General features: G+C 70.5%; 20 protein-coding genes. 5 read left to right on the forward strand and 15 right to left on the reverse strand.

Features of this window, described 5'->3' with window-relative positions; genetic code table 11:
* Positions 1-26: 26 nt before the first annotated feature.
* Positions 27-821 carry a VOC family protein gene (locus NK718_RS22155; protein ID WP_254740139.1) on the forward strand — a complete coding sequence of 265 codons (795 nt, stop codon included), beginning with the start codon at positions 27-29 and terminating at the stop codon, positions 819-821.
* 68 nt (positions 822-889) lie between these two features.
* A complete protein-coding gene (locus NK718_RS07385; protein WP_254740141.1) occupies positions 890-1,711 on the forward strand; it encodes an aldo/keto reductase in 822 nt (273 codons plus the stop codon).
* 139 nt (positions 1,712-1,850) lie between these two features.
* Here the strand turns inward: NK718_RS07385 and NK718_RS07390 are convergent, their stop codons facing one another.
* The 7 genes from NK718_RS07390 to nadA form a co-directional block, all read right to left on the reverse strand.
* A complete protein-coding gene (locus NK718_RS07390; protein ID WP_254740143.1) occupies positions 1,851-3,656 on the reverse strand; it encodes a glycoside hydrolase family 15 protein in 1,806 nt (601 codons plus the stop codon).
* On the reverse strand, positions 3,653-4,432 hold the full coding sequence (otsB, locus tag NK718_RS07395; protein ID WP_254740145.1) for a trehalose-phosphatase: 780 nt from the start codon (positions 4,430-4,432) through the stop codon (positions 3,653-3,655). Before otsB ends, NK718_RS07390 begins: the two co-directional genes overlap by 4 nt.
* Positions 4,425-6,278, reverse strand: coding sequence for an alpha,alpha-trehalose-phosphate synthase (UDP-forming) (locus NK718_RS07400; RefSeq protein WP_254740147.1), 1,854 nt, complete (start codon positions 6,276-6,278; stop codon positions 4,425-4,427). Before NK718_RS07400 ends, otsB begins: the two co-directional genes overlap by 8 nt.
* A 489-nt stretch (positions 6,279-6,767) precedes the next feature.
* Positions 6,768-10,223 carry a DNA polymerase III subunit alpha gene (gene dnaE, locus NK718_RS07405; protein WP_254740149.1) on the reverse strand — a complete coding sequence of 1,152 codons (3,456 nt, stop codon included), beginning with the start codon at positions 10,221-10,223 and terminating at the stop codon, positions 6,768-6,770.
* A gap of 713 nt (positions 10,224-10,936) precedes the next feature.
* Positions 10,937-11,788, reverse strand: a complete 852-nt coding sequence (gene nadC / locus NK718_RS07410) for a carboxylating nicotinate-nucleotide diphosphorylase (protein WP_254740151.1) — start codon at positions 11,786-11,788, stop codon at positions 10,937-10,939.
* Positions 11,785-13,362 (reverse strand): L-aspartate oxidase, encoded by a 1,578-nt coding sequence (locus tag NK718_RS07415; protein ID WP_254740153.1) that lies wholly within the window; start codon positions 13,360-13,362, stop codon positions 11,785-11,787. Before NK718_RS07415 ends, nadC begins: the two co-directional genes overlap by 4 nt.
* 110 nt (positions 13,363-13,472) lie before the next feature.
* Positions 13,473-14,582, reverse strand: coding sequence for a quinolinate synthase NadA (gene nadA, locus NK718_RS07420; protein WP_254740155.1), 1,110 nt, complete (start codon positions 14,580-14,582; stop codon positions 13,473-13,475).
* 483 nt (positions 14,583-15,065) lie between these two features.
* Between nadA and NK718_RS07425 the strand changes: the two genes are divergently transcribed.
* Together NK718_RS07425 and acuI are read left to right on the forward strand one after the other, a co-directional pair.
* The gene (locus tag NK718_RS07425) at positions 15,066-16,298 is read left to right on the forward strand and encodes an MFS transporter (RefSeq protein ID WP_254740157.1); all 1,233 of its coding nucleotides are present in this window, start codon (positions 15,066-15,068) and stop codon (positions 16,296-16,298) included.
* A 67-nt stretch (positions 16,299-16,365) separates the two neighbouring features.
* Entirely contained in the window at positions 16,366-17,352 is a 987-nt protein-coding gene (gene acuI, locus NK718_RS07430; RefSeq protein ID WP_254740159.1) for an acrylyl-CoA reductase (NADPH), read from the forward strand.
* Positions 17,353-17,361: 9 nt separating this feature from the next.
* Here the strand turns inward: acuI and NK718_RS07435 are convergent, their stop codons facing one another.
* From NK718_RS07435 to NK718_RS07460, 6 genes are all read right to left on the reverse strand, one after another.
* On the reverse strand, positions 17,362-17,916 hold the full coding sequence (locus NK718_RS07435; RefSeq protein ID WP_254740161.1) for a MerR family transcriptional regulator: 555 nt from the start codon (positions 17,914-17,916) through the stop codon (positions 17,362-17,364).
* Between the two features lie 29 nt (positions 17,917-17,945).
* Entirely contained in the window at positions 17,946-18,260 is a 315-nt protein-coding gene (locus NK718_RS07440) for an integration host factor subunit alpha (RefSeq protein WP_254740163.1), read from the reverse strand.
* 116 nt (positions 18,261-18,376) lie between these two features.
* Positions 18,377-19,354 (reverse strand): beta-ketoacyl-ACP synthase III, encoded by a 978-nt coding sequence (locus tag NK718_RS07445; protein ID WP_254740165.1) that lies wholly within the window; start codon positions 19,352-19,354, stop codon positions 18,377-18,379.
* Entirely contained in the window at positions 19,351-20,418 is a 1,068-nt protein-coding gene (gene plsX / locus NK718_RS07450) for a phosphate acyltransferase PlsX (RefSeq protein ID WP_254740167.1), read from the reverse strand. Before plsX ends, NK718_RS07445 begins: the two co-directional genes overlap by 4 nt.
* Positions 20,419-20,536: 118 nt before the next feature.
* On the reverse strand, positions 20,537-21,058 hold the full coding sequence (locus NK718_RS07455) for a YceD family protein (protein ID WP_254740169.1): 522 nt from the start codon (positions 21,056-21,058) through the stop codon (positions 20,537-20,539).
* Entirely contained in the window at positions 21,055-21,600 is a 546-nt protein-coding gene (locus NK718_RS07460) for a ubiquinol-cytochrome C chaperone family protein (protein WP_254740171.1), read from the reverse strand. Before NK718_RS07460 ends, NK718_RS07455 begins: the two co-directional genes overlap by 4 nt.
* Positions 21,601-21,758: 158 nt before the next feature.
* Here NK718_RS07460 and NK718_RS07465 point away from each other — a divergent pair, with 158 nt between their 5' ends.
* Positions 21,759-22,232 (forward strand): outer membrane protein assembly factor BamE, encoded by a 474-nt coding sequence (locus NK718_RS07465; protein ID WP_254740172.1) that lies wholly within the window; start codon positions 21,759-21,761, stop codon positions 22,230-22,232.
* Positions 22,233-22,417: 185 nt separating this feature from the next.
* Here NK718_RS07465 and NK718_RS07470 read toward each other — a convergent pair whose 3' ends face one another.
* Both NK718_RS07470 and NK718_RS07475 read right to left on the reverse strand, forming a co-directional pair.
* Positions 22,418-24,580, reverse strand: a complete 2,163-nt coding sequence (locus NK718_RS07470) for a sodium-translocating pyrophosphatase (RefSeq protein WP_254740173.1) — start codon at positions 24,578-24,580, stop codon at positions 22,418-22,420.
* 171 nt (positions 24,581-24,751) lie between these two features.
* Positions 24,752-25,969 (reverse strand): MFS transporter, encoded by a 1,218-nt coding sequence (locus NK718_RS07475; RefSeq protein WP_254740174.1) that lies wholly within the window; start codon positions 25,967-25,969, stop codon positions 24,752-24,754.
* Positions 25,970-25,978 lie beyond the last annotated feature (9 nt).

The following is a 25,978-nucleotide window of genomic DNA, read 5'->3' on the forward strand; positions in this document are numbered from 1 at the left end:
GACGCCCCGACCCGAAAGGACCGCCCGTGATCCACGAACTCAACCATTTCGGCATCGTCGTCCGAGACCTCGAGGCCTCGCTCGCCTTCTACCAGGGGCTGATGGGCGCGAAGATCGTCTATCGCGGCTTCATCCCGCCGACGAAGACCGACGTCGTCTACCTGCAGATCGCCGGCGGCATGATCGAGCTGCTGCACCGGCCCGATCCGCCGGAGACGGAGACGTTCGGCATCACCCACATCGCCTTCATGACGGACGACCTCGACGCCGACTACGCCCGCCTCACCGGCCTCGGCTACAAGGGCCTCGTGGCGCCCAAGGTCGCCGGCTCCGGCGTCGGCCGGCTCGCCTTCTTCAGCGACCCGAACGGCGCGCGCGTCGAGCTGATCCAGCGCGACGTCAAGACGCGCGAGGGCATTATCGACCACCCCGTCATCAAGTCGTTCGACCACTACTCCGTGCTCGCCAACGACCTCGACGGGGCGATGAAGCTCTACCGCGACGTGATGGGCATGTCAGTGCTGAAGACCATGGAGGTCCCCGCCACCCAACTCCAGATCGTCTACCTCAACTGGGACTACGACGTGCTGGAGCTGCTGCACCGGCCGACGCCGGACACCACCGGGCCGATCTTCGGCCATTTCGCGCTGCGCGTGCCCAATGTCGACGAGGCGCTGCGCTACTTCGCGGACCACGGCGTGCCCGCCGAGCCCGGCACGCCCAAGCCCGCCGGCACCGGGATCGGCCGCATCGGCCTCTTGCGCGACCCCGACGGCGTGAAGGTGGAGCTGGTGGACCGCGTCGACCTGCGCGATCTATGACCTGCAATGGCCGCGTGTGCGACTTCGCGCGCGGCCTCAGCCATGAACGACACGACAAGGATTCCCGAATGACCATCCCCCGGCTCGTCTTCAACGACGGCCATTCCATCCCGCAACTCGGCTTCGGCGTGTGGCAGGTGCCCCCGCAAGACACCGCCCGCGCGGTGCGCGAGGCGCTCGCGGTCGGCTACCGCTCCATCGACACCGCCGCCGGCTACGAGAACGAGGCCGGCGTCGGCGAGGCGGTGCGCGACAGCGGCCTGCGGCGCGACGAGATCTTCGTCACCACCAAGCTCAAGAGCACCGAGCACGGCTACGACAACGCGCTGCGCGCCTTCGACGCCAGCATGAACGAGCTCAAGCTGGAGCAGGTCGATCTTTATCTGATCCACTGGCCCAAGCCGCATCTCGGCCTCTATGTCGAGACGTGGAAGGCGTTCGTGCGCCTGCGCGAGGAAGGCCGCGCCATCTCCATCGGCGTGTCCAACTTCACCCCCGAGCACCTGGACCGCATCGTCGGGGAGACGGGCGTCGCCCCCGCGCTCAACCAGATCGAGCTGCACCCGCGCTTCCAGCAGCACGCTTTGCGAGAGGCCAACGCCCGCCACGGCGTGCTCACCGAATCCTGGAGCCCGCTGGGCCGCGGCCGGCTGCACGAGAACGCGACGCTCGCCGAGATCGGAAGGCGGCACGGCAAGAGCTGGGCGCAGGTGGTGCTGCGGTGGCACATCGACAACGGGTTCATCGTCATCCCGCGCTCGGTGAACCCGGCGCGCGTGCGCGAGAACTTCGAGGTGTTCGACTTCCGCCTCGACGCCGACGACATGGCCCGCATCGCCGCCCTCGACGACCCCAACGGCCGCGTCGGCGGCGACCCGATGGCGCCGTAGCCGCGAGGCTGAAAAAGCCACAAAGCGCCGCTTCGCGGCAGCATTCATGCGCTAGACCCCGGATATGCCTCCGCTCACGCTCCGGCATTCCGGGGACGTGGGGCGGGCGGGAGCCCGCCCCTTTGGGACCCCCAGCGCCTCAGTAGGCGTCTTCCCAGCTGCGGGTGAGGCGAACGGCGGCGTTGATGAGGCCGACCATGGAGTAGGTCTGGGGGAAATTGCCCCACAGCTCGCCCGTCTCGTAGTCGGCGTCCTCCGAGAACAGGCCGAAGCTGTTGCGCTTCTCCAGGATGCGCTCGAACTGCGCCTTGGCCTCCTCGCGCCGGCCGATGGCGGCGAGCGCGTCAACATACCAGAAGCCGCAGATCATGAAGGCCGTGCTCATGTGGCCGAAATCGTCCTCCACGTCGTAGCGCAGCAGCAGGTCGCCGCGCGCCAGCTTCTGGCCGACGGCCTCGACCGTCGCGACGAAGCGCCGGTCGCGCGCCTCCACGAAGTTCAGCTCCTGCAAGAGCAGCAGCGTGGCGTCGAGGTCGGCGCCGTCGAAGGTCGACACGAACGTGCCGAGCGCCGGGTTGAAGGCTCGCGCCTCGATGACGGCGCGCTGGCGGTCGGCCTCGGCCTGCCACACCTCGCGGCGGTCCTCCCGGCCCATGACGGCGGCGACGCGGGCGAGCCTGTCGCAGGCGGCCCAGCACATCACCGCCGAGAAGGTGTGGACGCTGGCCTTGGTGCGCAGCTCCCAGGGCCCGGCGTCGGGCTGGTCGAACACCTTGGCGGCGCGCCGTCCGAGTCGTTCGAGATGGTCGAACAAGGCCGCCAGCCCGGGGCGGATGAGCCGCTTGTCGAAGAACACGTGCGCGCCCGCCAGCACGACCGCGCCGTAGACGTCGTTCTGCACCTGCGTGTAGGCGGCGTTGCCGACGCGCACCGGCCCCATGCCGCGATAGCCCGGCAGCGCCGGGGCGAAGCGCTCCTCCAGGTCCGCCTGCCGGGTGATGCCGAACAGCGGGGGCAAGTCCTCCGACAGTCCGGCCGCCTCGGCGTCGTCGACGATGTTGGCGATGTAGGCCAGGTAGTCCTCCATCGTCCGCGTGGTGCCGAGCCGGTTCAGCGCCTGGATGACGAAATAGGCGTCGCGCAGCCAGCAATAGCGATAGTCCCAGTTGCGCGGCGTGCCGGGGGCCTCGGGCACGGAGGTGGTGAGCGCCGCGACGATGGCCCCCGTCTCCTCGTAGTTGCACAGCTTCAGCGTGATCGCGGCGCGGATCACCGCCTCCTGCCAGTCGAACGGCACGGAGAGCGAGCGCACCCAGTCCTGCCAGTAGCCGACCGTGTTCTCCAGGAACTGCCGCGCCGTCGCGTCGGTCTCTGACCGCAGCGGCTCGTCCTCGCCGAAGAAGAACGAGATCGGCCGGTCGACGACGAAGGGCGTGCCCTCCATGACGTAGGAGACCGACGCGTCGGTGGTGACGCGCAGCGTCTGGTGCGGGCCGACGAACCGCAGGTGATTGCTGCCGCGCGTGTGGTCGGGCGCGCGCGCGCCCCAGTCGAAGCGCGGGCGCAGCCGGATGCGCACGCGCGGGCGGCCGCGCAGCGGGCGCAGGCGGCGCACGATCTGCGGCGGGCGGAAGGTGCGGTCGTAATGGTTGAAGCGGGGCGCGAAGTCGGTGATCTCGAGCGCGCCCCCGCGCTCGTCCTGCATCACCGAGACGAGCACGGCGGTATTCTCGACATAGGACTGCGTGCAACTGACCATGCCGTCCAGCTCGACGGTGAAGTCGCCGCCCATCGCCTCGGCCTGGGCCTCCTCGCCCGCCAGCAGGCGGCAGAACACCGGGTCGGCGTCGAAGCGCGGGAAGCAGGACCAGACGATGCGGGCCCGCCTGTCGATCAGCGCGGCGATGGTGCAGTTGCCGATGACGGCGAGGTCGAGCGAACTCATGAGCGGTCCTCTGGACGGTCCTCTTGGAACGGCGGCTCCCCGCCGGCCGCCCAGCGGCGCAGGCAGGCGAGCAGTGCGGCGGGATCGGCGATGCGGCGGCGCGCCCGGCTCTCACCCGGCCCGACGCGCACGGAGACGCCCCCCGCCGCGTCGACCTCGGCGAAGCCGTGCTCGTCGGTGACGTCGTCGCCGATGAAGATCGGGGTGCGCCCGGCATAGGGCCGGCGGGTCATGAGCCCGGCGATGGCCGCGCCCTTGCTGGCCCCGGCGGGCAGCAGCTCCAGCACCGACTTGCCCTCCTGCAGCCGCCAGCCCGGGCCCAGCAGCTCGGCCTCGCGCTGCATCATGATGCGCGCCATCTCCTCCCGCCGCGGAGCCAGCCGCCAGTGGACCGCGACGCTGCGGCCCTTGTCCTCCACCACGAGGCCGCCGGCCTCCGCCGCGCGCAGCCGCGACACCGAATCGCGCAGCGCCGGCGCGGCCGGGCGCGCCCGCAGCCCCTCCCCGACCAGCCGCAGCTCGGCCCCATGCAGGCCCGCCACGTCGAAACGCTGGGGAGCGAGGAAGTCGTCGATGGCGGCGACCGGACGCCCGGTGACGATGGCCAGCGCGCCGTCCAGCCGCGCGCGCAGCCGCGCCAGCACGCCGGCCAGGTCCGGCGCGACCTCGACGGCGTCCGGCGTTGGCGCGATGGCGACCAGCGTACCGTCGAAATCGAGGAACAGCGCGGGCGGCGAGGTCCACGCGCCCGGTGGAGTGAGGTCGTCGTCAGGCATCGGAGCTGGCGGCCGCTTCTGTCTCGCTGCGTTCGTTGAGCCGGGCGATGCGCTCGCGCTTGCGCAGCCGCGCCGCGTCGAGCAGCATCTGGCCGGCCCAACGGTAGACGTTGCGGGCGCGCACCTGTTCCCGCATCAGGATCATGCGTTCGCGCTGCTCGTCGGCGGGCATGTCCAGCGCCCGCAGGATCGCCTCGCCCATCGCGTGGGTGTGATAGGGGTTGACGATGACCGCCTCGCCCAGCTCGCGCGAAGCCCCCGCGAAGGCGGAGAGCACCAGCACGCCCTGCTCGTCGTCGCGCGCCGCCACGAACTCCTTGGCGACGAGGTTCATGCCGTCGTGCAGGCTGGACACGATGCACAGGTCGGCGGCGCGAAACAGCTCGTAGACCTCGTTCGGCTCGTGGTGCTCGGCCACCAGCACGATGGGCCGATAGCCCTCGCCGCCGTGCCTGGAGTTGATCTCCTCGGCCAGCGCCAGCGCCTCGTCCTGCAATGCGCGGTAGCTGGCGAGCTTGCTGCGCGTCGGCGCGGCCACCTGCACCAGGGCGAAGCGGCCGACCCATTCGGGGTGCTCGGTGAGGAAGCTGTCGACCGCCTGCATGCGGTCGATGATGCCCTTGGTGTAGTCGAAGCGCTCGATGCCGACCGCGATGCGGATGTCGGACGGCAGGCCGAGCCGCTCGCGCACCGCCGCGCGGCATTCCGGCACCGGCTTCTGCCGCCGCAGCGCCGCCGGCGGCCAGGCGATCGAGATCGGATAGGGCCGCACGCGCGTCATGTCGCCGCCGTAGTAGACGGTCGAGGTCTCGCGCACGATGCGGCTCTCGACGAAGCGGTCGACCGCGTCGAGGAAGTTGCTGCAGTGGAACTGCGTGTGGAACCCGACGATCGAGCTGCCTAGCAGGCCCTCGATGATCTCCTCGCGGTGCGGGCAGATGCCGAAGGTCTCCGCGTTCGGCCACGGGATGTGCCAGAAGGTGATGATGGTAGCGCGCGGCAGGCGCTGGCGGAGCAGGCGCGGCAGCAGCGCGAAATGGTAGTCCTGGATCAGGATGATCGGGTCCTCGCCGCGCGCCTCCTCGGCCACGGCGTCGGCGAACTTCTCGTTCACAGCCCGGTACATGGCCCAGTCGCTCTCGCGGAACACCGGGCGCACGAAGGCGATGTGGCAAAGCGGCCAGAGCCCCTCGTTGGCGAAGCCGTAGTAGTAGCCGTCCTGTTCCTCGTCCGAGAGCCAGACGCGGCGCAGCGTGTAGCTGGGGTCGTCCGGCGGAACCGCCACGCGATCGTGGGAGTCGACCGCCTCGCGGTCGGCCGTGCCGCTGCCGTGCGCCACCCAGGTGCCGCCGCAGGCGCGCACCACCGGTTCGAGCGCCGAGACGAGGCCGCTCGCCGGAATCTGCAGCGACACCTCGCCGTCACGCGCGCGGTTGTGGATGTAGGGCTCGCGGTTCGAGACGACGATGATCTCCGCCCCCGGCAACTCGTTGGCGAGAGCCAGCGTCAGCGTCTCGGGCGTCCAGTCGATGTCGGCCGCCTCCATGCGCCGGCGCAGCGAGTCGAACTCGTCGAGCGCCTTCTGCACGCCCTCCCCGAGCGCGCCCAGGGCGACGGGACGGGCCTCGGGGCGACCGGTGCGCAGGTCGTCGATGGCCTGGCGAACCGCCGCCATCCAGCGGCGCATGACGTAGACGGCGGCGAGCCCGGCCAACGCCGCGCCGCCCATGGCGGTGGCGACGAGCCCCGCGACGCGCACGACGCGGGTGTCGGGAAGACCGTCAGGATCGGCGAGCGCCAGCGGAAGCACGCCGAACACCGCCGCGACGACGAGGCTGCCGAGCACGAACACAACGAAGACGCGGATGGCGAAAATGGGTCCCTCCGGTGTCTGTCCAGGGGGATCTCGCGCCCGGCCCCGGCGGCCGCGCCGCGCGTCAGCGGCCCGCCGTCCGGACGGGCGGCAAGCTTCGACGACGGCCGACGCCCCCGTCGCTGCCGCGCTTCAGGAACGACCCAGCGCGCCGGAGGGTTCCATTCGACCGGGCGTGGGGCGGCGGCCACGGGCGGCGCAGGGGCCGCGGGAGGCCCGGGGCGAAGCGCGGCGATTTCGGCGCAGGCCTGCCTCCCCGGTCAACGCCCCGACGATCAGAAAGGAGCGGCGTTGAGGCGCGGCTTGGAGCCCCCGCCGGACCTCGGCGCAGGTCCGCCTCACCGGTCGGCGCGGGGCCCGACCGGAGAGAGAGACGCAGAAGCCGCGGGGGCGAACCCGCGCTTTATCGCAGTCCTTTCCGCGCGTTGCGGCGCGGACCTCACACTCTGAATCCGCTCCGCGTCAGGCCAGCTCCACCGCCACGACGCCCGGCACCGCCTTCAGCGCGCCGGCGATCTGCGGGGTCGCCTTGAAGCGGCCGGGCAGCTTGATCTCGACCTCGCGCTGGCCGCCCTCGATCATCAGCACCAGCGCGACCTCGCCGTCGCCGCGCTCGCGCAGCCGCTCGGCGACGCTCGGCATCGGCCGCTCGTCGCGCATGAAGACGCGCATGAAGGCGGGCAGCTTGGCGGCTGCCTGGTCGAGCGGCTCGACCGTGTTGACGCGCGCGCGCACGTCGTCGCCCTCGGCGGAGGCCTGCACCGTGAGCACCACGGCGCGGCCGGGCTCCAGCAGGTCGCGATAGGTGTTCAACCCCTCCTGGAACAGGATGGCCTCGAAGTGGCCGCTCTGGTCGGACAGCGCCAGGATGCCCATCTTGTTGCCCGACTTGGTGCGCCGCTCCTGCCGGTCGAGGACGGTGGCGGCGACGCGCCCCATCGATGCGCCGGCCTTGACGGCGCGGGCGAAGTCGCTCCAGCGCTGCACGCGTAATTTGTCGAGCACCGCGCCGTACTCGTCGAGCGGGTGGCCGGTGAGGAAGAAGCCGATCGCCTCGTACTCGCGCTGAAGGCGCTCGGACGGCAGCCAGGGCTGGAACGGCGGCACGCGCAGCTCCTCGACGCCGCCGCCGGCCCCGAAAATGTCGGCCTGCCCGGCCGCCTGCTCGTCCTGGGCGCGGTTGGCGAGCGCCATGATCGACTCCAGCGCCGCCATGCAGCGGGCGCGGTCGGGCTCCAGCTCGTCGAGCGCCCCGGCCGAGATCAGGCTTTCCAGCGTGCGCTTGTTGACGAGGCGCGGGTTGAGCCGGCGGGCGAGGTCGGCGAGGTCGCGGAACGGCCCGTCGCGGCGCGCCGCCACGACGGCCTCCACCGCCTGCACGCCGACGCCCTTCACCGCCGCCAGCGCGTAGCGGATCGCCCCCTCATGGACGTCGAAGGCGACGCCCGAGCGGTTGATCGAGGGCGGCTCGACCTTGATGCCGAGGCGCTGCGCCTCGCGGCGGAATTCCGACAGCTTGTCGGTGTTGGACATGTCCAGCGTCATCGACGCGGCCAGGAACTCCACCGGGTAGTTGGCCTTGAGATAGGCGGTCTGGTAGGCGACCAGCGCGTAGGCCGCGGCGTGCGACTTGTTGAAGCCGTAGTCGGCGAACTTGGCGAGCAGGTCGAAGATCGTGTCGGCCTGCTGGCGGTCGAGGCCGCCCTCCACCGCGCCGGTGACGAAGCGGACGCGCTGGGCGTCCATCTCGGCCTTGATCTTCTTGCCCATGGCGCGGCGCAGCAGGTCGGCCTCGCCGAGCGAGTAGCCGGACAGGATCTGCGCGATCTGCATCACCTGTTCCTGGTAGATGATGACGCCCTGCGTCTCCTTCAGCACCGGCTCCAGCTTGGGGTGGAGGTAGTCGGCGTCCTCCAGCCCGTGCTTGCGCGCGCAATAGACCGGGATGTTGGCCATCGGGCCCGGGCGGTACAGCGCCACGAGGGCGATGATGTCCTCGAAGCGGTCGGCGCGCATTTCCACCAGCGCCTTGCGCATGCCCTGCGATTCCACCTGGAACACCGCCACCGTCTCGCCGCGCCCCAGCATCTCGTAGGTGCGCCGGTCGTCGAGCGGGATGGCCGAGAGGTCGATATGGATGTCGCGCAGTTTCAGGAGGTCGACCGCCGTCTTCAGCACGGTCAGCGTCTTGAGGCCGAGGAAGTCGAACTTCACCAGGCCCGCCGGCTCCACCCATTTCATGTTGTACTGGGTGACCGGCATGTCGGACTTGGGGTCGCGGTAGAGCGGCACCAGCTCGTCGAGCGGGCGGTCGCCGATGACGATGCCGGCGGCATGCGTCGAGGCGTGGCGGTACAGCCCCTCCAGCTTCTGCGCGATTTCCAGCAGGCGCTGGACTACCGGGTCCTCGTCCGCCGCCGCCTTCAGGCGCGGCTCGCCCTCGATGGCCTGGGCCAGGGTGACGGGGTTGGCCGGGTTCTGCGGCACCAGCTTGGTCAGCTTGTCGACCTGCCCGTAGGGCATCTGCAGCACGCGGCCGACGTCGCGCAGCACGCCGCGCGCCAAGAGCGTGCCGAAGGTGATGATCTGCGCCACGCGGTCGCGCCCGTAGCGGCCCTGCACGTAGCGGATCACCTCCTCGCGCCGGTCCTGGCAGAAGTCGACGTCGAAGTCCGGCATCGACACGCGCTCGGGGTTGAGGAACCGCTCGAACAGCAGCCCGAAACGCAGCGGGTCGAGGTCGGTGATGGTGGTGGCGTAGGCGACGAGCGAGCCCGCGCCCGAGCCGCGCCCCGGGCCGACGGGAATGTCGTGCGCCTTGGCCCACTTGATGAAGTCGGCGACGATCAGGAAGTAGCCCGGATACTTCATGCGCTCGATCACCGAGAGCTCGAAGTCGAGCCGCGCGCGGTAGTCGTCCTCGGTGAGGCCGGGCGCGACGCCGTGCGCCGCGATGCGCCGGGCGAGCCCCTCCTGCGCCTGACGGCGCAGCTCCGCCGCCTCTTCCGCCACCACCAAGGCGGGGTCCTCGTGGTCGCCGGTGGTGAAGCGCGGCAGGATCGGCTTGCCGGTGCGCGGACGGTAGGCGCAGCGCAGCGCGATCTCGACCGTGTTGGCCGCCGCCTCGGGCAGGTCGGCGAAGAGCTGCGTCATCTCGGCGCGCGTCTTGAAGTCGTGGCGCGGGGTGACGCGCCGGCGCTCCTGGTCCGACACCAGCCGCCCCTCGGCGATGGCGAGCAGCGCGTCGTGCGCGTCGTAGTCGTCCGGCTTGCCGAAGAACGGCTCGTTGGTCCCCACCAGCGGCAGGCGCATCCGGTAGGCCAGCTCGATCAGCTCGGGCTCGACGGCGCGCTCCTCGTCCGCCCCGTGGCGCTGGATCTCGACATAGAGACGCCCCGGGAAGGCGGCGGCGAGCGCGGCGAGCCGCGCCTCGGCCAGGTCCGCGCGGCCGGCGGCGAGCGCCCGGTCGATGGGCCCGTCCGGCCCGCCGGTGAGCGCGATCAGCCCCGCGTTGGCGGCGAGCACCGAGGCCAGCGGCACGTGCGGCGGCTCGCCGGGCGGCGGGTCGAGGAAGGCGCGCGAGCCGAGCCGCATCAGGTTGGCGTAGCCGTCGGCGGAGGCCGCCAGCAGCACGAGGCCTGGGCGCGACTGGCTGGCGACGCCGCGGCGCGGCGGCTCGTCGCCGGTCTCCACCGCCAGCTCGATGCCGGCGATGGGCTGGATGCCCGCGGCCGACATCTTTTCGGAGAACTCCAGCGCGCCGAACAGATTGTTGGTGTCGGTCAGCGCCAGCGCCGGCATGTGGTCCTTCAGCGCGAGCTTCTTCAGCTCGTCGATCCGCAGCGCTCCCTCCAGCAGCGAGAAGGAGGAATGGACGTGCAGATGGACGAATCCGACGTCACGCAGAATGCGACTCACTTGCCTGGTCTCCGATGGGAAGCCGGATCATCGGCGCTCGCGCCGGCCCGGTCCAGAGCGGGCGGCGCGGTGTCTGGGGACAGCGGCTCAGATGGTGAGGAAGCGCGCCCAGACCAGCACGGCGCCGAGGAAGGCGCTCAGCGAAGCGAGCTCGGCGATGTCGACGATCACGGTGCGCAACATGGGTCCCTCCTGTGTGTTGGCTCTATGAACCCAGTATGTACGAGTTTTGTTCTCTTGCAACCATCCTTTTGCGGCACTTCACGGTGAAATGGACGAATGGTGAACGCGCCGGCGCGGGCGGGTTAACGAAGGGGCGAGGCGCGAGGGCGTTGGGGGTTCGGGCCTCCGGCCCGCCCTTTGGGCTCCGGGAACGGGCGGACTGGTGTCCGCCCTTTGGGCTCCGGGAACGAGCGGGCGAAGGCCCGCCCTTTGGGCTCCGGGGACGGGCGGGCGAGGTCCGCCCTTTGGGTTGCGGGCCTGCGGCCCGCCCGTCCCCGGACTGGTGCAGCGAAGCGGAACCAGATCCGGGGCCTAGCGCAATATGTCCGCGCGAAGCGCGGCCTTAGTGAAAAAGGCTGATGAAGCGCCGCTTCGCGGCAGCATCCATGCGCTGGATCCCGGATGCCCCTCCGCTATCGCTCCGGGGCTCCGGGAACTGGCGGACTGGTGTCCGCCCGTTTGGGGTTGCGGGCCTGCGGCCCGCCCGTCCCTCACGCGATGCGGATGTCGAGGCCGAGGTCGAGGACGCTGGCGGAGTGGGTCAGGGCGCCGACGGAGATCATGTCGACGCCTGTCTCGGCGATGGCCGCCACGGTGTCGAGGTTGACGCCGCCGGAGGCCTCCGTGCGCAGGCGGCCGGCGACCATGGCCACCGCCTGCCGCAGCAGGTCCGGGGCCATATTGTCGAGCAGCACCACGTCGGCCCCCTCTTCAATCACCTCGGCGAGCTGGTCGAGGCGGTCGACCTCGATCTCGACCTTGACGAGGTGGCCGATGGCCGCCTTGGCGGCGCGCAGCGCGGGGACGACGCCGCCCGCCACCGCGATGTGGTTGTCCTTGATGAGCACCGCGTCATCGAGCCCGAAGCGGTGGTTGAAGCCGCCGCCGCAGCGCACCGCGTATTTCTCGAAGGCGCGCTGCCCGGGCGTCGTCTTGCGCGTGCAGACGATGCGCGCCTGCGTGTGGGCGACGCGCGCCACGTAGGCGGCGGTGAGCGTGGCGATGCCGGAGAGCCGGCCGAGATAGTTGAGCGCCACGCGCTCGCTCGACAGCACCGAGCGCGCCGGCCCCTCCACCCTGGCGACGGCCGTTCCGGGCTCGAGCGGCGCGCCGTCCTCGTGCAGCGCCTCGAAGCGCACCTGCGGGTCGTAGATGCGGAAGGCGGCCCGCGCCAGCGCCATGCCGGCGAGGACGCCCGGCTTGCGCGCGGCGATCTCCGCCGTGGCGGTCGCGCCGGCGGGGATGGTGGCGAGCGTGGTGATGTCGCCCGCCCGGCCGAGGTCCTCCTCCAGCGCGGCGCGGACGGCGGCGTCGATGAGCAGCGGATTGAGTACATGCGTCATGTCGAGGGTCCTGGCGAAAGCGGCCGGCCGGCCAGCGCGCCTTCGGCGAGCCAGCGCGCCTCCCCCAGCGTCAGGCGCGAGCGCCGCGCCAAGGCGGGGTCCGGGGCGGGATGATCGGCGCGCATGTGGCCGCCCCGGCTCTCGCGCCGCGCATAGGCGGAGGCGGCGATGAGGAGCGCGCTGCGCGCCATGTTGCGCAAGGCGGGCGTGAGCGCGGCGCGCTCCAGAGCGACGATGCCGGCCAGCGCCTCGGCGAGCCCGGCGGCGTCGCGGACCACGCCGACCTTGTCCGACATCAGCCGGCGCAGCGCGGCGATGGCTTCGCCGTCTGCGTCGGGATGCGGCTCGAAGCCGGCGGGCGGCGGCGCGAACTCGGCGGACGGGGCGACGGGCGCGAGGGCCCGCAGGTCCGCCGCCACCCGGTCGGCGAACACCACCGCCTCGAGCAGCGAGTTGGAGGCGAGCCGGTTGGCCCCGTGGACGCCGGTGGAGGCGACCTCGCCGATGGCCCACAGGCCCGGCAGCGAGGTGGCGCCGCGCTCGTCGGTCCAGATGCCGCCCATATGGTAGTGCTCGGCGGGCGCGACGGGAATGAGGTCCGTCACCGGGTCGATCCCCGCCCCGCGGCACGCCGCGGCGACGGTGGGGAAGCGCTCCGGGAACTCCGCGCCGATGGCGGCGCGGCAATCGAGGAACGCGCCGCGCCCGGCCTGGATCTCGGCGAACACGCCGCGCGCCACGATGTCGCGCGGGGCCAGCTCGGCGTCGGGGTGCAGCGCCGCCATGAAGCGTTCGCCGGCGCGGTTGACCAGCGTCGCCCCTTCGCCGCGCAGCGCCTCGGTGGCGAGCGGGGCGGGATCGCGCCCGATGTCGATGGCGGTGGGATGGAACTGCACGAACTCGGCGTCGGCGACCAGCGCGCCCGCCTCGGCGGCGATGGCGAGGCCGTTGCCGTTGGCCTGGGGCGGGTTGGTGGTGACGGCGTAGAGATGGCCGACGCCGCCGGTCGCCAGCACCACGGCCCCGGCCAGGAAGGCGCGGGTCTCCTTCGCGCGGCCCGCCTGCCCGCGCGCCACCACGCCGGCGACGCGTCCCTCGCGCACGATCAGCGCCTCGGCGACCTCGCCCTCGCACACGGTGATGGAGGGCGTGCGGCGGACGGCGGCGACCAGCGCCTGCATAATGGCTTTGCCCGCCATGTCGCCGCGCACCCGCACGATGCGCCGCGCCGAATGGGCGGCCTCGCGCGACTGGATGAGCTTGCCTTCCAGCGTGCGGTCGAACGGCACGCCGAGATCGAGCAGGTCATGCACACGGTCGGCGGCGTCGCGCGCCATGCCGAGCACCACCGCCTCGTCGACGAGGCCGGCGCCGGCGGCGACCGTGTCGGCGGCGTGCTGCTCGGGGCTGTCGCCCTCGCCCATCGCGGCGGCGATGCCGCCCTGCGCCCAGGCGGAGGACGCCCCGTGACCGATGGGCGCGGCGGCGAGCACGGTGACTTGCGTCGGCGCGAGCTTGAGCGCGCAGAACAGGCCGGCGAGACCGCCGCCGACGATGATGACGGGACTGCGCAAAGCTGGATCTCCCGTTCGCCGGCCTCGCGGCGCGCGCGCCGCGCGACCCTCCGGCTGCGAAGCCGGCCAGGTCGGTGGGCGCTCTCGCCCCCGACCCGGCCGGGGCCGCGTCAGTTCCGCAGGTTGATCATGCGCTCGATCGGCAGCCGGGCGCGCTCGGCGATGGCCGGGTCGATCAGCACTTCCTCGCGCATGTTCACCAGGCTGTCCAAAATCTTGGGCAGCGTGATGCGCTTCATGTGCGGGCACAGGTTGCACGGCCGCACGAAGGTGACGCCGGGCGACTCGGCGGCGACGTTGTCGGCCATCGAGCACTCGGTGACCATCACCACGCGGGCCGGCCGGCGGGTCTTCACCCAGTCGATCATGTGCGCCGTGGAGCCGGTGAAGTCGGCCTCGGCGAGCACGTCCGGCGGGCATTCCGGATGGGCGATGATCTGGATGGAGGGGTCGGCCTCGCGATAGGCGCGCAGCTCGGCGCCGGTGAAGCGCTCGTGCACCTCGCAGTGGCCCTTCCACAGGATCAGCCGCACCTTGGTCTGCGTCTGCACGTACTTGCCCAGGTACTCGTCCGGCAGGAAGATCACGCGGTCGACGCCGAGGCTCTCCACCACCTGCACGGCGTTGGAGGAGGTGCAGCAGATATCCGTCTCCGCCTTCACGTCGGCCGAGGAGTTGACGTAGGTGACCACCGGCACGCCCGGATAGCGCTGCTTGAGCAGCCGCACGTCGGCCCCGGTGATCGAGGCGGCGAGCGAGCAGCCGGCGCGGCTGTCGGGGATCAGCACCGTCTTCTCGGGGCTGAGCAGCTTGGAGGTCTCGGCCATGAAGTGGACGCCGCACTGGACGATGATGTCGGCGTCCGCCTTGGCGGCCATGCGGGCGAGCTGCAGGCTGTCGCCCACGAAGTCGGCGACGCCGTGGAAGATCTCCGGCGTCTGGTAGTTGTGCGCCAGGATCACCGCGCCGCGCTGGGCCTTCAGCTCGTTGATCGCCTTGATGTAGGGCGCGAAGAACGGCCACTCGACGGAGGGCACCACGTCCTTCATCTTCTCGTAGAGATGGGCGGTCGCCTTCTCCACCTCGGGCGTCCAGGCGAGCGAGGGCATCGGCAGCACTCCGTAGCGCTTCTGCGCTGGGGTCTGAACCAGGGACGCCTGCCGGGCCGCGGCCGCGCGGGCGGCATCGGGGCGGGACGCTTCGAACTGGGCACCGGACATGACGACCTCCAAAATGCTCAATGTGAGCATAAGAGGGGACGAAAGATGCCGGACGGTGGTCCCGGCCGGCGCGTATATGCTCAAAGTGAGCAAAAGAATTATAGTGTGCGCCCGCCCCGATTGAAAGGGCGCGGGGGCGAATAAATCGCCTCCTGACCTCCGCCGTTCGGAGGGGGGCCATGCGCTGGCGGAATTGCTCGCCGCGTCCGCCGCCGCGATGATGGCCGGCCGCGCGTCGGGCCCGTCCAGGGCCGGCGCGGGGCGTTGGGGATGTCGAACACCGGCCGAAGTCGCGATTTCAACAAAGCCGGAGCCTGAAGATCCGATCGAGGCTGTGTTCAGGGGCGAATTCGGCGGCGAACCCGCCCATCGAGGCCGATTTCCAGAGGGTTTGTCGACGATGTGCCGAAAATCTCTCGCCGCGCGGCGTGCGCCGCACTAGGACCGCTCGATCGACTTCCCGCGCTCCTGCCCGGACCCGCCATGACAGCGTCTCCCACCCTCACCCGCGCCACCCGCTTCGCCCCCGAGGCGATCCTCCTGTGCGGCTGCCTGACCGCCATCATCACCTTCGGCCCCCGCGCCTCGGTCGGCCTCTTCCAGATCCCGATGAGCCAGGACTTCGGCTGGAGCCGGGAGGTCTTCTCCTTCGCGGTCGCCATCCAGAACCTGCTCTGGGGCGTCGGACAGCCCTTCGCCGGGGCGGTCGCGGACCGCTTCGGCGTCGTCCGCGTGCTCATCGGCGGCGCGCTGCTTTACGCGGCCGGACAGGCGCTTATGGCCTATTCTTCAACTCCCTCGGCAATGGCGCTGAGCGCCGGCGTGCTGATCGGCTTCGGCCTGTCGGGCTGCTCGTTCAACCTCGTGCTCGGGGCCTTCGGCAAGCTGCTGCCGGAGAGCTGGCGCGGCATGGCCTTCGGCGCGGGAACCGCCGCCGGCTCGCTCGGCCAGTTCCTCTTCCCGCCGATCGGCAGCGTGCTGATCGAGCATCTCGGCTGGCAGTCGACCAGCCTCATTTTCTCCGCGACGATCCTCGCCGTCGTCCCGCTGTCGCTGACGCTCGCCACGAGGGGCGCGGCCTCCGCGACCTCGCACGGGCCGTCGCAGTCGGTCGGGCAGGCCTTCGCGGAGGCCTTGCGCCACCGCAGCTATGTGCTTCTGGTGCTTGGCTTTTTCACCTGCGGATTCCAGCTCGCCTTCATCACCAGCCACATGCCCGCCTATCTCAGCGACCTCGGCCTGCCGGCCTGGGTCGGCGGCTGGACGCTGGCGGTGATCGGGCTCGCCAACGCCGTCGGCTCGCTCACCTCCGGCTGGCTCTGCACCCGCATGCCGCGTCGCTACCTGCTCTCCGCCATCTATCTCGGCCGGGCGCTCGCCGTGCTGGTGTTCATCATGCTGCCGCCCTCGCCGGCCAACGCCATCGGCTTCGGCGTGGCGATGGGGCTGCTGTGGCTCTCGACGGTGCCGCCGACCTCGAGCCTTGTCGCGCTGATGTTCGGCACACGCTACCTGTCGATGCTCTACGGCTTCGCCTTCTTCTCGCACCAGCTCGGCGGCTTCCTCGGCGTCTGGCTGGGCGGCGTGCTCTACGAGCAGACCGGCTCCTACCTGATCGTGTGGTGGCTCTCGGTGGCGCTGGGCGTGGCCTCGGCGGCGATCAACCTGCCGATCCGCGAAAAGGCGGTGGCGCGCCCCGAGGTCGCGCCGGCCTGAGCCGCCGGCGGGCCTTGCCGAACGCGGCGGGTCCGGCCACAACACGGAAGGCAATCCGGAGGCTCACATGGGGACTTTCAAGGCGGTGGTGGTCGACAAGGGCGACCAGGGCTATAGCTGCGGCTTCCGGAGCTTCGACGACGCCGAGCTGATGGAGGGCGACGTCACCGTCCGGGTCACGCACTCCACGGTGAACTACAAGGACGGCCTCGCCCTCACCGGCAAGGCCCCCGTCGTGCGCCGCTTCCCGATGATCCCGGGCATCGACTTCGCCGGCGTGGTCGAGGCGTCCTCGCATCCCGACTACAAGCCGGGCGACCCAGTGGTGCTGAACGGCTGGGGCGTCGGCGAGACGCATCTCGGCGGCTACGCCGAGCGCGCCCGCGTCAAGGGCGACTGGCTGATCCCGCTGCCCAAGGGCCTCTCCGCCGCTCAGGCCATGGCGATCGGCACGGCCGGCTACACCGCCGCCCTCGCCGTGATCGCGCTGGAGCGGCACGGACTGACACCGGAACGCGGCCCGGCCGTCGTCACCGGCGCGGCCGGCGGCGTCGGTTCGGTCGCCATCGCGCTGCTCGCCAAGCGGGGCTGGCGCGTCATCGCCTCGACCGGCCGCCCGCACGAGGCGGACTATTTGCGCGGCCTCGGAGCGGACGAGATCATCGACCGCGCCGAGCTGACCGGCCCGGGCAAGCCCCTTGCAAAGGAGCGCTGGGCGGCGGGCGTCGACAGCGTCGGCTCGACGACGCTCGCCAACGTCCTGTCGATGACGCGCTACAACGGCGCGATCGCCGCCTGCGGGCTGGCGCAGGGCATGGACCTGCCGACCTCCGTCGCCCCGTTCATCCTGCGCGGCGTCGCGCTTCTCGGCGTCGACAGCGTGATGGCCTCGAAGGAGCGCCGCTTCGAGGCGTGGGCGCTGCTGGAGCGCGACCTCGAGCCGTCCCGCCTCGCCGCCATCACCACGACGATCCCCTTCGACGAGGTGATCGGCATGGGCGCGAAGATCCTGGCCGGCGAGGTCCGCGGCCGCGTGGTCGTCGAGATCGGCTGACGGGAGAGGCTAGCGCGAGCGCGCGGCCTCCAGGAGCCGGCGGCATTCCTCGAGCTCCGCCAGCGCGTTGCCGAGCCGCCGCAGCGCGTCCGGCGACAGCCTTGCCAGAGCCGCGGCCCGAGACGGCGTGGCGCGGGGACGCGGCTCGTCGGCAAGCGGCAGGCCGGGCTGCTCCGCCCAGTCGGAGGGTTCGTCGGGGTCGTGCGCCATGGCCATGGCGGCGACCTCCGCCGGCGGGCCCTGGACCCCATGGGCGTCCGCGTCGGCGGGCGACGCCTGCGGCGCGGCGGCCTCCCCCCGGCCGATGGCCTGGACGGACTTGAGGCCCTGTTCCTTGAGGATGCGCTGGACGCCGCGAATGGTGAAGCCCTGCCCGTAGAGCAGGTGCCGGATGCCGCGCAGCAGGTCGACGTCGTCCGGGCGGTAGTAGCGGCGGCCGCCACCGCGCTTCAGCGGCTTGATCTGGCTGAACCGAGTTTCCCAAAAACGCAGCACGTGCTGGGGGATGTCGAGATCTTCCGAGACCTCGCTGATGGTTCGGAAGGCGTCCGGGCTCTTGTCCATGCGGCCTGTCGTCCCCTCCCTGCGGCGGCTCAGTCGCCGTCTTCGACCTCGTCGAGCCCGTTGATGCGCGCCTTCAGGATGTTGGAAGGCTTGAACACCATCACGCGGCGCGGCTCGATGGGCACTTCGACGCCGGTCTTCGGGTTGCGGCCGACTCGCTCGCCCTTCGAGCGCACCACGAAAGAGCCGAAAGACGACAATTTCACGGTCTCGCCGCGCGCCAGGCAGTCCGATACCTCCTTGAGCACGAGCTCCACGAGCGCGGCCGATTCCGTGCGCGACAGGCCGACCCGCTGGTACACGGCCTCGCTCAGTTCAGCACGCGTGATCGTTCGCTCCGCCACGATGCCCCCCACCTCGCAATGCCGACCAATCCGCGACTTCGGCCCGGCAACAACCCTGCCTAGAAAGTTGGAAAATCAACGTATTCGCCAAGACGCCGCCGGTCAACGCCCGTTGGTCACCAGCGAATCAAAGCCGAACCCCAGGTGAAGCCGCCGCCCATCGCCTCGATCAGCACGAGCTGGCCGCGCTTGATCCGCCCGTCCTGGCGGGCGACCGACAGCGCCAGCGGGATCGACGCCGCCGAGGTGTTGCCGTGCTCGCCGACGGTCACCACGACCTTGGCGGGATTGATGGAGAGCTTGCGCGCCGTCGCCTCGATGATGCGGCGGTTGGCCTGGTGCGGCACGAACCAGTCGATGTCCGAGGCTTGCAGCCCGGTGGCCTGGAACGCCGCCTCGATCACCTCGGCGAGGAAGTTGACCGCGTAGCGGAACACCTCCTTGCCTTCCATGCGCAAATGACCGGCGGTGCCGGTCGTCGAGGGGCCGCCGTCGACATAGAGCTTGTCGACGTGCCGGCCGTCCGAGCGCAAATGCGTGGTGAGCACGCCCCGGTCGGCGATGGTGCCCTCGCCTTCCTGGGCCTCCAGCACGACCGCCCCCGCCCCGTCGCCGAACAGCACGCAGGTGGTGCGGTCCTGCCAGTCGAGGATGCGCGAGAACGTCTCCGCGCCGATGACGAGCGCGCGCTTGTGCGAGCCCGAGGCGAGGAACTTGTCCGCCGTGGTCAGCGCGAACACGAAGCCCGAGCACACCGCCTGCAGGTCGAACGCCGCGCCCTGGGTGATGCCGAGCGCCGACTGCACCTGCGTCGCGGTGGCCGGGAAGGTGAAGTCCGGCGTCGCGGTGGCGACGATGATGAGATCGATGGTCGAGGCGTCGACGCCGGCGTCGGCGAGCGCGGCGCGCGCGGCACGGGTGGCGAGCACCGAGGTCGTCTCCTCGGGGGTGGCGATGCGCCGCTCGCGGATGCCGGTGCGCTCGACGATCCACTCGTTGGAGGTGTCGACCTTGCGGGCGAGGTCGTCGTTGGTGACGGTCTGCTCGGGCAGGAAGTGGCCGCAGCCCAGGACGACGGAACGCAGTTTCGTCACGGCAAGGTCTCCGGCCCCGCCGCCGCCACGTCCGGGTTCGGGCCGCGGAAGCTCGCCTCGAGGCTGTCGCGAATCTTCGCCATCAAGTCATGGCGCACCATGTCATAGGCGATGTCGATGGCCGTCGCGAATCCCGTCGCGTCGGCGCCGCCGTGGCTCTTGATGACGATGCCCTCGAGCCCCAGGAACACGCCGCCATTGACCTTGCGCGGGTCCATCTTGTCGCGCAGCGCGTCGAAAGCGCCCTTGGCGAACAGGTAGCCGATCTTCGCCATCAAAGTGCGGCTCATGGCGGCGCGCAGATAGGCTGCGAGCTGCTTGGCGGTGCCCTCGGCCGTCTTCAGGGCGATGTTGCCGGCGAACCCCTCGGTCACCACCACGTCGACGGTGCCCTTGCCGATATCGTCGCCCTCGACGAAACCCTCGTAGGCGAGATGCGGGAAACCGCCCTCGCGCAGCATGCGCCCGGCGGTCTTCACCTCCTCGACTCCCTTGATCTCCTCCACGCCGACATTGAGCAGCCCGACGCTCGGCTTCTCGATGCCGAACACGACGCGCGCCATGGCCGAGCCCATGATGGCGAGATCGACGAGATGGCGGGCGTCGGCGCCGATCGTCGCGCCGACGTCGAGCACGATGCTCTCGCCGCGCAAAGTCGGCCAGATGGCCGCGATGGCCGGGCGATCGACCTGCGCCATGGTGCGCAGGCAGAACTTCGCCATCGCCATCAGCGCGCCGGTATTGCCGGCCGACACCGCGACGTCGGCCTCGCCCTTCTTCACCGCCTCCAGGGCGCGCCACATGGAGGATTTCCAGCGCCCCTGCCGCAGCGCCACGCTGGGCTTGTCGTCCATCTTCACGGCGACGTCGGCGTGATGGAACGTGGTCACCGCCTTCAGCGCGGGATACTTGTCCAGCAAGGGCAGGCACTCGGCCTCGTGGCCGTGAATGACGAAGAGGGCGTCGGGGTGGCGTTCGAGCGCGATCGCCGCGCCGGGGATCACCACGGCCGGGCCGATATCTCCCCCCATCGCGTCCAGGGCAATGCTCACCTTGCGGGTCATGTCAGGTCGGAATCGGCCTTGTGGTCGTGAGGCGAAGCGCCGCCGATGGCCCCCCGCGATGGAGGCCGGACAATAACGGAGCGCCGGGCCGAGGCAACAGGATTATCGGCGATCCGCCTCACTCTTCCGGCGTTTTCTTGAGCGAAGCCAATTTGGCGAAGGGCGAGGGCTCCGGCGCGGGCTCGCCGAAGGCGAAGGACGCGCCCGGCTTGCGCGGATAGGGGTCCAGCCCCAGCGACAGTATCTCGGCGGTGAGCGCGCCGAGGTCGACTCTGCCGTTCTCGATGGGGTCCGGCGCGTCGAGGTCGACCTCGTGCTCCTCCCCCTCCTCCGCCTGGTCCTCGATGAAATGCGGCTCGGTGTAGCGCAGGTCGACATCCTCGCCGATCTCGGCGGCGAACGGCTCCAGCGTGACGACGCAGGTCTGCTCGATCGTGGCCTCCACCCGGCCGGTGACGTGGACGTAGCGCCCGCGCCGCTCCACACGATAGCGGCCGACGAGGCGCGCGATCTCGACGAGACCGAAGTCCCGGGCCAACGCCGCGCGCTCCTGCTCGGAGGCCTCGATTGTCACGTCGATCTGGCCGCCGGGGATGTCGTCGACCTTCACGAGGCGACTCAGGATCGGCGTCTCGGTCATGCGCGGTCCTCCGGCAGGGGCGACGGGAACGGCAGAAGCCCGTCGACGAAATCGGCGAATTCCAGCTCGGAAAGGCGCGCCGCGCTGGCTTGCATGTAGCGGGCGACCTTCGCCGGCGCATCGGGGACGGACGGCGTGCGCCCGTAGAGGTTCAGCGCCACCGCGTCGGCGAGGGCGTCGCCATCGGCCAGCGCCTGCTCGTAGGCCTTGCCGCGCCCGTAGAAGGCGGCCGCCATCGTCTTCATGCGCTTGGGAACGGAAATGTCGCCGACGCCGAGTTCGCGCAGCGCGGTGTCGAAGGAGCGAAACAGCGCGTCGACGACGTCCTGCGCGAGGTCCCCCGCCGGCGCGGGCAGCGCGTTGAGCCGGCGCAGCGCGAGAAAAGCGTGAATCACCACCATGTCGAAGCGGCCTTCCACGGTGTCGGGCACGCCGAGCTCACGGAAGAAGACAGGCTGGCGGGCGGCCTCGTACAGGCGCTCGACCAGCCGTTCGACGATGGCGGCGTTCGGGTCGCGCCGCCTGAACAGGTTGAAAATCATGGCCTTGCCCCGGGCCGCGCGCGCCTCTCGGCCTGCCGGGGCGATCCTTGCTTTTCCATGGTGCGCGGGTTACGGCATCCGGGCCGGTACCCGCAAGAGAAATCGTCCACGAGGAGTTTGAGCGGGGCCGGCTCGGTTTTCATCAAAGGGAGTGTCGCATGCCGCGTCGCGAGGCGTTTCGTCAATCCTCCAGCGTTCGCCATTTCGCCATCCGTGCCGCCGCCGCGATCGCGTTGACCGCCGGGCTCGCCGCCTGCGCGTCCGAGCCGATCACCAAGGGCTATATCCTGGACGAGAAGGCGCTCGCCGAGGTGAAGCCCGGCCTCGAGGCGCAGAAGGTGCTCCAGATCATGGGCACGCCGTCCACCGTGTCCACGGTCGGCAACCAGACCTGGTACTACATCAGCCAGATGACGACCGAGCGCGCGCGCTTCCTGGGCCCGAGCATCGTCGACCAGCGCGTCATCGCGATCAATTTCTCCAAGAACATGAAGGTGGAGAGGGTCGCCAATTACGGCATGCAGGACGGCGTGGTGTTCGACTTCGTCACGCGCACGACGCCGACGGGCGGCAACGAACTCTCGGTCGTGCGCCAGCTGATGCGCGGCGCGGGCCTGTCCAACACGCCCTGATCCGTCGCTTTCGGTTCGCTCGACGTGAAAAAGCCCGCGGCATGCCGCGGGCTTTCTCGTTTCGGTCGTTCGCCAGGCGATGCGGGGCGCCGACACGCTGTGATCCGTCGCCTCCGGTTCCCTCGACATGAAAAAGCCCACGGCGCACCGCGGGCTTTCTCGTTTCGGAAGGAGCGCCGGGCCCGTCAGTGCGACAGCACCGCCAGCAGCAGAAGCGCCACGATGTTGGTGATCTTGATGGCCGGGTTCACGGCCGGGCCAGCGGTGTCCTTGTAGGGGTCGCCGACCGTGTCGCCCGTCACCGACGCCTTGTGCGCGTCCGAGCCCTTGAGGTGCTTGACCCCGTCGGCGTCAACGAAGCCGTCCTCGAAGGACTTCTTGGCGTTGTCCCACGCACCGCCTCCGGAGGTCATCGAAATGGCCACGAACAGGCCGTTGACGATGACGCCCAGCAGCGAGGCGCCGAGCGCGGCGAACGCCGAGGCCTTCGAACCCGAGATCAGCAGCACGCCGAAATAGGCGACGAGCGGGGCCAGCACCGGCAGCAGCGAGGGGATGATCATCTCCTTGATCGCCGCGCGGGTGAGCATGTCCACCGCCCGGGCGTAGTCCGGCTTCTGCGTGCCGGCCATGATGCCGGGGTTCTCGCGGAACTGGCGACGGACCTCCAGAACCACCGACCCCGCCGCGCGGCCCACCGCCGTCATGGCGATGCCGCCGAACAGGTAGGGGATCAGGCCGCCGAAGATCAGGCCCGCCACCACGTAGGGGTTGGAGAGGTCGAACGACACCACGCCCATCCCCTTGAAGTAGGGGTACAGCGTCGAGCCCGCCTTGTTCGCCTCGGCGGCGAAGTACTGCAGGTCGTAGCTGTAGGCGGCGAACAGAACCAGCGCGCCGAGACCGGCCGAGCCGATCGCGTAGCCCTTGGTGACCGCCTTGGTGGTGTTGCCCACCGCGTCGAGCGCGTCGGTCGAGTGCCGGACCTCCTTGGGCAGGCCCGCCATCTCGGCGATGCCGCCGGCGTTGTCCGTCACCGGGCCGAAGGCGTCGAGCGCGACGATCATGCCGGCGAGGCCGAGCATGGTGGTCACCGCGATCGCCGTGCCGTAGAGGCCGGCGAGCTGGTAGGTCGAGACGATGCCGCCGACGATCACCAGCGCGGGAAGCGCGGTGGATTCGAGCGACACCGCGAGGCCCTGGATGACGTTGGTGCCGTGGCCGGTCACCGACGCCTGGGCGATCGACACGACCGGGCGCTTGCCGGTGCCGGTGTAGTACTCGGTAATCCAGACGATCAGGCCGGTGACGATGAGGCCGATGACGCCGCAGACGAACAGGCTGCCGCCCTTCACCGTGATGTCGCCGGCGAAGCCCTTGACCACCGCGATGTCGCCGAAGCCGACCGTCCCGGCCGTCGCCAGCGCGAGGCCCAGCACGGACAGGCCGGAGGTGACCCACAGCCCCTTGTAGAGCGCGCCCATGATCGAGTTGTTGGCGCCGAGCTTGACGAAGAAGGTGCCGACGATCGAGGTCACGATGCAGGCCGCGCAGATGGCGAGCGGGTAGATCATCGTGGCGCCCAGCACCGCCGAGCCGCCGAAGAAGATGGCGGCGAGCACCATCGTGGCGACCACGGTGACGGCGTAGGTCTCGAACAGGTCGGCGGCCATGCCGGCGCAGTCGCCGACATTGTCGCCCACGTTGTCGGCGATGGTCGCCGGGTTGCGCGGATCGTCCTCGGGAATGCCGGCCTCGACCTTGCCGACGAGGTCCGCGCCGACGTCGGCGCCCTTGGTGAAGATGCCGCCGCCGAGACGGGCGAAGATGGAGATCAGCGAAGCGCCGAAGCCCAGCGCCACCAGCGCGTCGATGACCTCGCGGCTGTTGGCCTCCTTGCCCATCGGGCCGGTGAGCACCCAGAAGTAGACCGCCACGCCGAGGAGGGCGAGGCCGGCCACCAGCATGCCGGTGACCGCGCCGGCCTTGAAGGCGACGTCGAGGCCAGAGGCGAGAGACTGCGAGGCGGCCTGCGCGGTGCGGACGTTGGCGCGCACCGACACGTTCATGCCGATGAAGCCCGCCGCGCCCGAGAGCACCGCGCCGATCAGGAAGCCGATGGCGACCGGCAGCTTCAGCAGGATCGCGATGACGACGAACAGGACGACGCCGACCAGTGCGATCGTGGTGTATTGCCGGCGCAGATAGGCCTGCGCACCCTCGGCGATCGCGGCCGCGATCTCCTGCATGCGCTGGGTGCCGGCGTCGCGCCGGTTGAGGTCGGCGATAGCCCAGGCGCCGTAGGCGACCGAAAGCAGACCCCCCAAGATAATCAAACCAATCGTCATGTTGCCGTCCTTGTCAGAATCCCCGCGTCCGCCGGCTGTCGTCCGGCCCCCGTCAGTCTTGTCGACGCCCTCGTTTCGGGGCGCCATAGTCGTGCCAAAATTGCGCCTGAGACGCAAACAGACTTTCGGAGCGAACAGGGAATTCGGGGGAGATGTCGCAATTTTGCGGCGTCAAACGGCCCGATGCTGTCGATTCTTCCATCGGCGGAACAGAAGCAGCGCCGCGAAACCCATCAGGACCGGCGGAAAGACCACGCCGTTGACGCTGGTCCAGCCCAGATGCGCCAGCAACTGGCCCGACGAGAACGAGCCCACCGCCATCGTTCCGAAGATGGCGAAGTCATTGAAGGCCTGCGCCGTGTTCCGCTCGGCCGGCGCGCAGCTCTGCGCCACCATGGTCGAGGCGCCGACGAAGCCGAGGTTCCAGCCCAGGCCGAGCAGAATCATCCCGGTCCAGAAATGCGCCACCGTCACGCCGGCGATGTCGACGACCGCCGCCGCCGCCAGAAGAAGCAGCCCGGCGGCGATGACGCGGGGCGCGCCGAAGCGGGAAATGAGCGAGCCGGTGACGAAGCTCGGCGCGTACATGGCGATGACGTGCCACTGGATGGCCAGGTTGGAATCCGCGATGGAATGCCCGCACATCTTCATGGCCAGCGGCGCGGACGTCATGACGAGGTTCATCAGCGCGTAGCTGACGAGGCCGCACAGCATGGCTGTCGCGAACTGCGGCTTGCGGATGATGGCCAGCAGCGGCCGGCCCCCGCCCCGCACCGACACCGGCTGGGGCTTGGGGATGCGCACGAGCGAGAGCACCGCCATGGCGACGAGGGCGACGCCCGCCTGCGCCGCGTAGCTCGCCGCGAACAGATAGGGCGCCCAGCTGTCCATGGTGAGCTGCACGAGCTGCGGCCCGATGACGCCGGCGAGCACGCCGCCGGCCATCACCCACGAGATCGCCTTGGGCTTGAAGGCGTCGCTCGCCGTGTCGGCCGCCGCGAAGCGATAGGACTGCGTCACCGCGGCATAGACCCCGCCGAAGAAGGTCGCGACCGTGAACAGCGGGAAGGAACCCCAGATGACGGCGAGCGATCCGAGGACGCCCATCAGCGCGCCGCAGAACGCGCCGATCAGGAAGGCGCGCCGGCGTCCCCACCGCCGCGCGATCATGCCGGCGGGCAGCGTGCCGGAGGCCATGCCGAGCACGAAGATGGTGATCGGCAGCGTCGCGAGGCCGGGATCGGGCGCCAGGGTGGAGCCGACGATCGCCCCGGTCGCGAAGATCACCGAGGCGTTGGCGCCGGCCAGCGCTCCCGCCGCCGCGAGCACCACGACGTTGCGCCGCGCGAGCCGGTCGCCCGCGTCCGGGGCGCTTGCCTTCTGCAACATCATCCGTCC

This window comes from Alsobacter ponti (genome assembly GCF_024294805.1).
Classification (GTDB): Bacteria; Pseudomonadota; Alphaproteobacteria; order Rhizobiales; family Beijerinckiaceae; genus Alsobacter; species Alsobacter ponti.